Origin of the sequence: Planococcus koreensis, from assembly GCF_004761975.1 — a bacterium.
Classification (GTDB): Bacteria; Bacillota; Bacilli; order Bacillales_A; family Planococcaceae; genus Planococcus; species Planococcus koreensis.
In genome coordinates this window covers 1-6,879 of sequence record NZ_RQII01000081.1, presented here as the reverse complement: position 1 = coordinate 6,879, position 6,879 = coordinate 1, and the positions used below count along the sequence as shown (strand labels likewise).

At 47.3% G+C, this 6,879-nt stretch carries 9 protein-coding genes and 1 riboswitch; all 9 genes read left to right on the top strand.

Translation table 11 applies throughout. The features are described from left to right. On the top strand, window positions 1–519 hold a 519-nt coding region (locus tag EGV91_RS16840; RefSeq protein WP_479681133.1), incomplete at its 5' end, for a thiolase family protein. Between the two features lie 40 nt (window positions 520–559). Beyond that, on the top strand, window positions 560–2,341 hold the full coding sequence (locus EGV91_RS16835; RefSeq protein ID WP_135505781.1) for an acyl-CoA dehydrogenase family protein: 1,782 nt from the start codon (window positions 560–562) through the stop codon (window positions 2,339–2,341). Between the two features lie 162 nt (window positions 2,342–2,503). Beyond that, the gene (locus tag EGV91_RS16830) at window positions 2,504–2,857 is read left to right on the top strand and encodes an arsenate reductase family protein (protein ID WP_135505779.1); all 354 of its coding nucleotides are present in this window, start codon (window positions 2,504–2,506) and stop codon (window positions 2,855–2,857) included. 79 nt (window positions 2,858–2,936) lie between these two features. After that, entirely contained in the window at window positions 2,937–3,317 is a 381-nt protein-coding gene (gene gcvH, locus EGV91_RS16825) for a glycine cleavage system protein GcvH (protein WP_135505777.1), read from the top strand. Window positions 3,318–3,387: 70 nt separating this feature from the next. Then, window positions 3,388–3,726, top strand: coding sequence for a toprim domain-containing protein (locus tag EGV91_RS16820; protein WP_135505782.1), 339 nt, complete (start codon window positions 3,388–3,390; stop codon window positions 3,724–3,726). A 6-nt stretch (window positions 3,727–3,732) separates the two neighbouring features. Next, window positions 3,733–4,044 carry a thioredoxin family protein gene (locus tag EGV91_RS16815; protein WP_135505775.1) on the top strand — a complete coding sequence of 104 codons (312 nt, stop codon included), beginning with the start codon at window positions 3,733–3,735 and terminating at the stop codon, window positions 4,042–4,044. Window positions 4,045–4,091: 47 nt separating this feature from the next. Continuing rightward, a riboswitch (SAM riboswitch) is annotated at window positions 4,092–4,196 on the top strand. Window positions 4,197–4,277: 81 nt separating this feature from the next. Then, window positions 4,278–5,303 carry a methionine ABC transporter ATP-binding protein gene (locus EGV91_RS16810; protein WP_135505773.1) on the top strand — a complete coding sequence of 342 codons (1,026 nt, stop codon included), beginning with the start codon at window positions 4,278–4,280 and terminating at the stop codon, window positions 5,301–5,303. Next, on the top strand, window positions 5,296–5,964 hold the full coding sequence (locus EGV91_RS16805) for a methionine ABC transporter permease (protein ID WP_135505771.1): 669 nt from the start codon (window positions 5,296–5,298) through the stop codon (window positions 5,962–5,964). Before EGV91_RS16810 ends, EGV91_RS16805 begins: the two co-directional genes overlap by 8 nt. A 34-nt stretch (window positions 5,965–5,998) precedes the next feature. Next, on the top strand, window positions 5,999–6,814 hold the full coding sequence (locus EGV91_RS16800) for a MetQ/NlpA family ABC transporter substrate-binding protein (protein WP_135505769.1): 816 nt from the start codon (window positions 5,999–6,001) through the stop codon (window positions 6,812–6,814). The last annotated feature ends 65 nt before the right edge of the window (window positions 6,815–6,879 follow it).

The window sequence follows — 6,879 nt, the reverse complement described above, 5'->3', positions numbered from 1 at the left end:
CATGGCACGAACGTCGGCGGCTTGGCTAAATTGCGTGCAGCCTTTTCTGCCCGCGGTTCGGTAACAGCTGGGAACTCGTCGCAGACATCAGATGGCGCAGGCGCGCTATTGGTGATGGACCGTGAAAAAGCGGAAGCGCTTGGGCTTAAGCCTTTGGCTAAATTCCGCTCATTTGCAACAGGCGGCGTGCCGCCGGAAGTTATGGGTATCGGGCCGATCGTGGCAATTCCGAAAGCGTTAAAATTAGCTGGCTTGTCAATCAGCGACATCGACGTCTGGGAATTGAATGAAGCCTTCGCTTCGCAATCGCTGGCGGTTGTCCGCAACCTCGGCATCGACATCGATAAAGTGAATTTCAACGGCGGAGCAATTGCCCTTGGGCATCCGCTGGGTGCAACAGGATCCATTTTGACGATCCGCATGATGAGTGAATTGAAGCGCCAAGGCAAGCAATTCGGTGTGGTAACAATGTGCATCGGCGGCGGAATGGGCGCAGCAGGCGTCTTTGAAATGCTATAAAATCTTTAATTTCATGAATAAAAACTAGGAGGAATTCACAATGGAACAAGAAAAAACATTGATCAAAGGCGGCAGTTTCTTAATCGAAGAGGCAGACCTTTCACGCGTTTTCACGCCGGAAGATTTTACAGAAGAACATAAAATGATTGCCAAAACGACCGAGGATTACGTCAACACAGAAGTAATGCCTGTCGTGGAAAAATTGGAAAACCACGAATTCGAACATTCCGTGCGTTTGCTGAAATCTGCTGGCGACCTTGGCCTTCTAGGAGCAGACGTTCCAGAACAATACGGCGGCCTTGGGTTGGATAAAATCGCATCAGCATTGATCGCTGAAAAAATGTCGAAAGCCGGCGGATTCTCGATCACGCACGGCGCACACGTCGGCATCGGTTCATTGCCAATCGTTTTGTTCGGCAACGAGCAGCAAAAACAGCAATATTTACCGCGCTTGGCGACTGGCGAAATGATCGCTGCTTATGCATTGACTGAGCCGAGTTCAGGGTCAGATGCATTGGGTGCGAAAACGACAGCTCGCTTGAACGAAGCTGGCACGCATTATGTATTGAACGGCGAAAAGCAATGGATCACCAACGCTGGTTTTGCTGACGTTTTCGTCGTTTACGCGAAAATTGATGGCGACAAATTCTCAGCGTTCATCGTTGAACGTGCATATGACGGCGTTTCAGTCGGGCCGGAAGAAAAGAAAATGGGCATCAAATCTTCATCGACACGCACATTGATCTTGGAAGACGCGCAAGTGCCTGTTGAAAACCTTCTAGGAGAAGCAGGGCGCGGACACATCATCGCGTTTAACATCCTGAATATCGGGCGCTACAAATTGGGCGTAGGCACAATCGGAGCTTCGAAGCGCGCGATGGAAATCACGATTCCATATACGAACCAGCGCCAGCAATTCAAGACGCCGATTTCGTCATTCAACTTGACGCGCGAGAAATTGGCGACGATGGCTTCACACCTCTATGCTGTGGAAAGTTCGGTTTACCGCACAGTCGGTTTGTTCGAAGACCGCATGAGCGAGTTCACGGATGAGCAGCAGGCTGACGGCAAATTGGTTGCCGATTCGATCGCTGAGTTCGCAGTTGAATGTTCGTTGAATAAATTCTTTGGTACGGAAACGCTTGATTATATCGTTGACGAAGGCGTTCAGCTTCACGGCGGCTACGGCTTCATGCAGGAATACGAAATCGAGCGCATTTACCGTGATTCGCGCATCAACCGTATTTTTGAAGGAACAAACGAAATCAACCGTTTGCTGGTTCCTGGTACATTATTGCGCAAAGCGATGAAAGGCGAACTTCCGTTGCTGCAGCACGCACAGAAATTGCAAGAAGAATTGCTCATGATGATGCCGGAAGAAGTCGGCACAGAAGCTTTGGCGCAGGAAAAATACCTGGTCCGCAACGCGAAGAAGATCGCTTTACTGGCAGCTGGCTTAGCAGCGCAGACATACGGTGCGAAATTGGAGCAGGAACAGGAAATTCTCGTGAACATCGCGGACATCGTCAGCAATGTCTTCGCAATGGAATCAGTCGTTCTCCGCACAGAAAAAGCGATCGCTGCATCAGGCGAAGAAAAAGCGCAGCAGAAATTGCTGTACACGCAAATTTATTGCCAAGAAGCATTCGATAAGATCGAGAAAGACGCGAAAGAAACATTGATCGCGGCAATCGAAGGCGACAACCAGCGCATGATGCTATCAGCATTGCGCAAACTGACGCGTTCGACTCCGTACAACGTCATCGCGAAAAAACGCGAAGCGGCTGTTAAATTGATCGAAGCAGAAAAATACGTGGTGTAACAGGGAACAACAGGCTCATTCGGTGAGCCTGATACGAAAAAGGGATTGGGCAGGGGGCCTAATCCCTTTTTTGCGTTAACCGGAAGGTACAGGCGAAGGGAGTATTTTACATCGACGCAGCGCTGGCGATTTGGTAAGCTTGGAAAAAAAGGAGGTTTTTTCTTGATTACTTATTACGCGTATCCGAAATGCACAACTTGCCGAAAAGCGAAGAAATGGCTTGACGATCAAGGGGTTGAATACAACGAAATCAATATCGCGGAAGCACCGCCTTCAAAAGAGCAGCTCAGCGAAATTTATGCAGCGAGCGGAGTAGACTTGAAGAAGTTTTTCAACACGAGCGGCATGAAATACCGGGAGCTTGGGCTGAAAGACAAATTAGCTGATATGGCGGAAGAAGAACAGCTCGAATTGCTGGCTTCTGACGGCATGCTCATCAAACGCCCCTTGGCTTATGGCGACGGAAAAGTGACGCTTGGATTCAAAGAACAGGACTTTGAAGCGAACTGGGGATAGAGCAATTGATTTCTTGTATTTCCGATTTGTTTATGTCAAACTTAGATATGAGTAAACTACATAATATGGAGGGTTTTCGATGAGCACACCACTAGAACTTCGTTATTCAAAAGAGCATGAATGGGTCAAGGTAGAAGGCGCGACAGCACGGATCGGCATTACTGATTTTGCACAAGCTGAACTTGGAGATATCGTTTTTGTTGAATTGCCGCAAGTTGGCGACGAACTGAAAAAAGACCAGCCTTTCGGCAGTGTCGAGTCTGTTAAAACTGTTTCTGAACTTTACGCTCCAGTCAGCGGTAAAGTGGTAGAAGTGAACAGTGAGCTTGAAGACAGCCCGGAATTTGTTAACGAATCTCCTTACGAAAATGCGTGGATGGTGGTAATCGAATCCCCTAGCGAAGCTGAATTGGGCGAATTGATGACAGCTGAGCAATACAAAGAAATGATCAACGAGTAATGAAAAGCGCCTATGTGGCGCTTTTTTTATACACAATTCTGGACATACTTTCCCAGTGAGGTGTTGCATGATGGAAAAAGTGATTTTGGTGGAAGGAATCAGCGACAAAGCGAGAATAGCGCCGCTTATTGCAGAACCCGTGACGATTCTTTGCACAAATGGTACAGTAAGTGCAACAAGGCTTGAAGAATTGCTGCTGCCGTTTGAAGAAATGGATATCATCATTTTGGTGGATGCGGATAAATCAGGCGAGAAGCTGCGCAAACTGGTGAAGCGCGAGTTTCCGGAAGCCCGCCATTTCTATATCAACCCGAGCTACAAAGAAGTAGCTGCTACACCTATTCGCATATTGATGGATATATTGATATCGGCAAACGTTCAAGTCAATAAGTTTATAGCTGAAGGATGAATTTGCATGAAAGAATGGACACATAAAGAATGGCTGAAAGAAAAAAATACAAACGACGTGGCTGCCTACTACCTGTATGCGCCGATGTGCGGCACTTGCCAGATTGCTTCGAAAATGCTGGATGTCGTGCAGGAACTGGTGCCTGATTTGCCAATGGGCAAAGCCAACTTGAATTATGTACAGGAAATCGCTTCGCTGTACCAAGTGGAAAGCGTTCCGTGCCTGCTCATCACACAGAACGGACAGCTGAAAGAAAAGATTTACGCGTTCCAATCCGTGCCTTATTTATATGGGAAGTTGAAATCAGTTGACGTATAAAACCAAGCGTGGTAAATTAAATTTCTGAAATTAATTAAATATCGTTACTCTTATTAAGAGTGGTGGAGGGAAGTGCCCTATGAAGCCCGGCAACCGTCATGAAAATGAAATGGTGCCAAGTCACGCGAAGCTGAAACTTCGGGAAATGAGAGATCGGTTCAACTTTTACAGTTACCCTTCTGCTCATTTCTGCGCAGAAGGGTTTTTATTTTTGGATTAGGAGTGTTTGGGAAATGATTGAACTTAAAAAGTTATCGAAAGTGTTCGATACGGGCAAAGGCTCGTTGACAGCGGTCGATGGAGTGGAACTGGACATCGCGCCAGGCGAGATTTTCGGAATCATCGGCTATAGTGGAGCGGGCAAGAGTACGCTCATCCGCCTATTGAACGGTTTGGAAAAGCCGACGTCGGGATCAGTCGTCATCAATGGCCAGGACATTACAGCGATCAACAGCAAAGACTTGCGCAAAGCACGCCAGAAAGTCAGCATGATTTTCCAGCATTTCAATTTGCTGTGGTCGCGCACCGTCAAAGAGAATATCGAATTTCCGCTTGAAATTGCAGGAGTGCCGAAAGAAAAACGTGCTGAGCGTGTCTTGGAACTTGTGGAACTCGTTGGCCTCGCTGGAAGAGAGAATGCGTATCCTTCGCAGCTATCCGGAGGGCAAAAGCAACGCGTCGGCATTGCCCGCGCTTTAGCGAACAACCCGGAAGTGCTGCTATGTGATGAAGCCACTTCTGCATTGGATCCCCAGACGACGGATTCAATCCTGGATTTGCTGGTCGATATCAACAAAAGGCTCGGATTGACAATTGTGCTGATCACGCATGAAATGCACGTCATCCGCAAAATCTGCCACCGCGTCGCCGTAATGGAAGGCGGGCGCATCGTCGAATTGGGCGATGTACTGAACGTTTTCCAGGCGCCAAAGGAAAACATCACGAAACGCTTTGTGGCCCAGGTGACAGATACCGAAGATTCCCAGGAAACCATCAAGCATTTGCGTGAACTGTATCCGTCGGGTGTCCTCATCAAGCTGGTATTTGTCGGCGACCAGACCGAGCAGCCGATCTTAACGAAACTGATTCGCAAATACACTGTCGATATCAACATCGTGCAGGGAAATATCGCACATACGCAAAGAGGGGCTTACGGTACATTGATCTTACAAATAAAAGGCTCTCAACCTGAAATTGATGAGGCGATCGCCTTCCTCAATGCAGAAGACGTCCAAACGGAGGTGATGGCAAATGATTGAGTCATTATTCCCTAACGTCGACTGGAATGATATGTGGGAAGCGACGCTCGAAACTTTATACATGACGGCCATGTCGACATTCTTCACTTTTGTCATCGGCTTGGTGCTCGGCGTCATCCTGTTTTTGACTGCGCCAAAACAATTATGGGCCAACAGCATCGTCAATTGGCTGACCGGTGCATTCGTTAATATTTTCCGTTCAATTCCGTTCATCATCTTGATCATCTTGCTGATTCCGTTCACGAAGTATATGATCGGAACGATTCGCGGACCAAACGCCGCATTGCCAGCATTGATTATCGGCGCCGCACCATTTTACGCACGCATGGTTTTGATTGCGCTGAAGGAAATTGATAAAGGCGTTATCGAAGCCGCCCGTTCAATGGGTGCAAGCACATGGACCATCATCCGCAAAGTGCTGCTTCCGGAATCCAAACCGGCACTTATTTCCGGCATCACGGTGACAGCCATTGCTCTTGTTGGTTATACCGCAATGGCAGGCATCATCGGAGCCGGCGGCCTGGGTACCTTGGCGTTCCTTGACGGCTTCCAAAGAAGCCGCCAAGACGTCACGCTAATGGCCACAATCCTTATCTTGATCATTGTATTTGCCATCCAGTTTATCGGTGACCGTTTGACTGTCAAGTCAGACAAGCGCTAATCATAAAAAACACATAAAAAGGGAGATTGACAACATGAAGAAATTTGTAGCAGGAACAGTATTAACAGCATTTGCACTAGCAGGATGCGGAGCAGACGAAGGCGGCTCAGGAGAAGAGTCATCAACATTGAAAATTGGTGCATCCAACGTGCCGCATGCTGAAATTCTTGAACAAGCTCAACCGATCCTTGAAGAACAAGGCATCGAGCTTGAAATCGAAACATACCAAGATTACATTTTGCCGAACCAGGATTTGGAAGCTGGCGAAATTGACGCAAACTACTTCCAGCACGTCCCTTATTTGGCTTCACAAGTTGAAGAATTCGGCTACGAATTTGAAAACGCTGGTGGCATCCACATCGAACCAATTGGTGTTTATTCGCAAAAATACGACTCTTTAGAAGAACTTCCAGAGGGTGCTACTATCCTGATGAGCAGTTCAGTTGCTGATCACGGCCGTATTTTGTCTATGCTTGAAGCGCAAGGCTTGATCAAGTTGGATGAAGCTGTAGAGAAAACAACAGCAGAAGTCAGCGATATTGCGGAAAACCCTAAAAACTTGAAGTTTGAAACAGATTACGAAGCAGCAATTTTAGTGCAAATGTACGAGCAAGGCGAAGGTGACGCTGTGTTGATCAACTCCAACTACGCAATCGATGCCGGCTTGAACCCAATGGAAGATTCCATTGCCCTTGAAGATTCAGACTCGCCATACGTTAACATCATCGCAGTCCGCAAAGGCGATGAGGACAATGAAAACGTAAAAGCATTGGTTGAAGTATTGAAATCAGATGAAATCCAAGACTTTATCCTAGAAGAATGGGGCGGCTCTGTCGTACCTGTAGACTGACCAAAAAGCATCCGAGAGGGTGCTTTTTTATTTTGCAGAAATAATGAAAATATTCCGCGTTTTTT